Genomic DNA, 3288 nt, shown 5'->3' with positions numbered 1-3288 from the left:
GCTCATAGCGAGCAATCTCGGAGTCAGAGAGGTCAAGGTGTTCTGGTATCTTTTCGTGAGAGGGTTGTAGCAAATCAGAAAAACCAGTATTCAAAACATCATCCGTAATTTCTCTAGATTCGTTGTCTGAGAGACGAGTACGAATCATCGATTTGATGCTTTCTAATCGATCCGAAATTAGAAGAGCAGTGTCTTGCTTTTTACGCTTTTCCGATGAGTCTTTTAGCTTCTGTAAGAGGTCTGTTAGTGTCTTTTTTGCGAAGGATAGTGGATATGCACCGGACATTTCGTCTAATAGCGCTTTTTCTAGTTGGCGTTTTTGAGCAATGAGTCGATCTTGGTTTTGTTCTTCTTTTCGTCGAGAGGACGCCCATGCACCACCCTGACTATCGATTGCCAGGTTATTCGCATCTATCTGTCTTTGAATGTCGAGTAATTCGCTCTTAAAACGTTCATAGTCGCTTTTAGCTTCATCTTTCGCTGCCATGACCTGAATCATCTCATTTTCATGTGCGTCTATATCTGCTTGTATTTTCTCAGGAAGAGTAAGTTTGTTTTCTCTTCTGAGATACAGAGATAGGTCATTGCGTAAGCGTTCAATAATATCTAATCCCAAAAGCTTCTTTACTGCAGTTTGAAGCGTTTTGCCCGATTCATCCTCAGCCAGGTCAGCAATTTTTTCACCATCAAAAAAGAATAAATCGGAAACACCTATTGGAATAAGCTCATTCAGAAACGCTTGGCATTGCTCAGAGTTGAATTCTTCAAGATAAACTCCATTTCTGTGAATCAAGATGTTCTCTCGACACGTTTGTCCTTTAATAGACCATGACCTTATTACGCGGAACTCTTCGATGATTCCTTGTCTAGCATAATTGAATATGAGCTCTACACGTGCGTCTGTAATAGGAACGACAGATTCTGGTGTTTTGTGAAGACTACTCGCTAAGTACTCATGATAGTCTTTTATAGTGATGCCTTTTCCAACGGCTTGTTTTCCATATAAACCAAGCCTGACAGCAGTTAAGAGGGAGGTTTTTCCAGAGCCATTCAGGCCTCCAAATAATATGATGGGCCGTTTGTGATTGTCATCTTCTCTTGGCATTAAATCAAAACGATGGGTACCAGAAAAAACTCTAAAATTATGAACAATGACTTCTTTCAGAATCATGAGTTATTTCCTTCCATTTCTTTGAGAATATTGCCGTAATATTCGTGTTCGCGAGTAAGTCTATCACTAGCTTCTTCATAAATATTTCTATGTTTTCCTTCAGATTTGTTACCTTCGAAAGAAACCTGCTGCTTGATTACATCTTTGTAGTTAGAGGTGTCTACAATTTCACTTCTCTTTTCCAATATACTCTCAAGATCGTCCCAGTCTTGCTTGAGAATACTTCCCATTTTTTTGAAGATACCACTTCGTTGACTAAGACCGTCCAAAGATATCTCTAAGTCTAAAAGCTTCATGACCAAATGAGGGGATGTTTGATATTTAATTGCTAGCTCTTCTAGTAGCTCTGCATCTGGTTGAGTAAATGCGCCAGAATCATTTTCTACCCAGTCTAGGTTCTCGTTGAAAACTTCACTGTATATTCGAGGAAGCGAGTCGGTCCAGTCTGGCTCATTTGGGTCATTTAACCATTCTTGACGAATTTGATGTAACTCCGCCGGAGTGATTAATTCCATTTCATGCTCCGTTCCTCTTAACCCTTTTTGTATAGTTAAGAGCTCCTTTAGCCATTGCTGGCGAACTTTTAGGTAAAGTGGTCCTCGAACGACTTGTGCTTCTTTTTCGCCGTCTTCATCGATTCTATTTGCGGAATAATAAGTGACTTTACCGGTCCTGCGTTTAAAGTTCCTTAGCTCATGGCGTTTATCTTCATGGTTGCTTAGCGTAAGTTTATCTCGGAAGTCAGCTAGTTCTTGCATCCATTCTTCACCGCTCAGAATAAGACTTTGCATGGCTTTATCTTTTGTGACAACTGTACATGTCCAGCAACCAAATCGTGAATTGCCGCAAGACGGTGTTGAGGTGTCTATTACTAATGGGCATTCCCCTTGATTTGAGTCTTTATAAAGCTCGAACAAAGGACGGTTCGAAGTGTTCCAAGGTGTTGGGCTTTGCATTAAGAACAACCAAACATCGTCAGCAGTCCAGTCTTCTATGGGGGTATAGACGAATGCATTTGGTAGATTGCTATGTTTATTTAATCTTGAACCGTCAATTCTGTGCCGCGCTATTACCTGGGCCCGACTTGAGCTTTCTTCTTTACGAGCCCCAAGAATAACAATCACTTCACCGTATTTTGAAACTGTGTTTTTAATAAAGTCGCTGACGGGGTTAATCTTCATGTTCTCCGTACACCACCTGAACATAGGGGTGGGAGCAGGGTATCCCTTTCCAAGCAGATTCACCCAGAAAGTTTTATCTATCTTCGGCGATACGAGGTGTGCCGTTAGAGGAATATTGTCCTTTTTTGCTTTTTTATTCACTAAATCTAGTGTTTCGGAGATTAGGTCAACAACAACCGGAGTTTCTACTAAAGTGTCTGAGCACACGACAAACACGGGTTTTGTTCGAAGCTCTTGGGGAAGTTCTACTAATGCTAAATAAATCAACTCTAGGGTTACGGTTGAATCTTTGCCGCCGCTATAACCAATAACCCACGGAGTGGTGTTTTCTTGATATAAACTCTTTATTTCATCTACGTAGGCACGCAGGGATAAGCCATTTATCTGTTCCTGATTAACCATTTCGCCTAGGGTTTGGTATGCGAATTCCTTACTTGTCATTATTAAAACTATCCTCAAGAACTTTTTCTTCTGGGTCTAACTCTATTCCTAAATGCAGCTTTAATGCATTTACTGTTAGTAGGTTGGCACTTTTAGTTTTTGTCATGCGACCAAATATGATTGAACGCCCATCCCATAAATGGTTGCTTTTACTCCAATTGACATCTTCAAGCTGTTTAACATAGTTCTGCCAATTTTCTGGATGCTGGGAAAGTAGGTAGCTTCCTAAAGTAGCAATGGCTTGAATGATGATGCCGTGACTAAATAGGTTGTCTTCGCGGACTGAAGAGGCTGCTATTTTTCCTTCTCTTACTAGCTTCCAGAATGGTAGAGCTTGTGATAACTGAGTCCAAAAAGCTTTTGCTATTTCGACATCTGATTCGGTTAGCTTATCTTTTCGTTTCTTTTTCAATAGAGCTCTGTTTGCGTGTTTGATACTACTTAAGGTGAACAGTTTGTTACTCTTCTTTGATAGGCTGCTATTTTCAAGATCTG

At 40.4% G+C, this 3288-nt stretch carries 3 protein-coding genes; all 3 read right to left on the bottom strand.

Annotated features, from left to right (window positions below; translation table 11 throughout):
- A partial coding sequence (dndD, locus tag A3757_RS18180; protein ID WP_068740050.1) for a DNA sulfur modification protein DndD occupies window positions 1-1171 on the bottom strand: 1171 nt, incomplete at its 3' end.
- Window positions 1168-2793, bottom strand: a complete 1626-nt coding sequence (gene dndC, locus A3757_RS18175) for a DNA phosphorothioation system sulfurtransferase DndC (RefSeq protein WP_068740048.1) — start codon at window positions 2791-2793, stop codon at window positions 1168-1170. The genes dndD and dndC, both read right to left, overlap by 4 nt.
- Window positions 2783-3288: DNA sulfur modification protein DndB (locus A3757_RS18170; RefSeq protein ID WP_231878316.1), on the bottom strand; the 506-nt coding region annotated here is incomplete at its 5' end. The genes dndC and A3757_RS18170, both read right to left, overlap by 11 nt.

It is taken from the genome of Oleiphilus sp. HI0117 (genome assembly GCF_001635235.1).
Note: the sequence above shows the minus strand (reverse complement) of the source record. Positions and strands in the feature narration are given on the sequence as shown.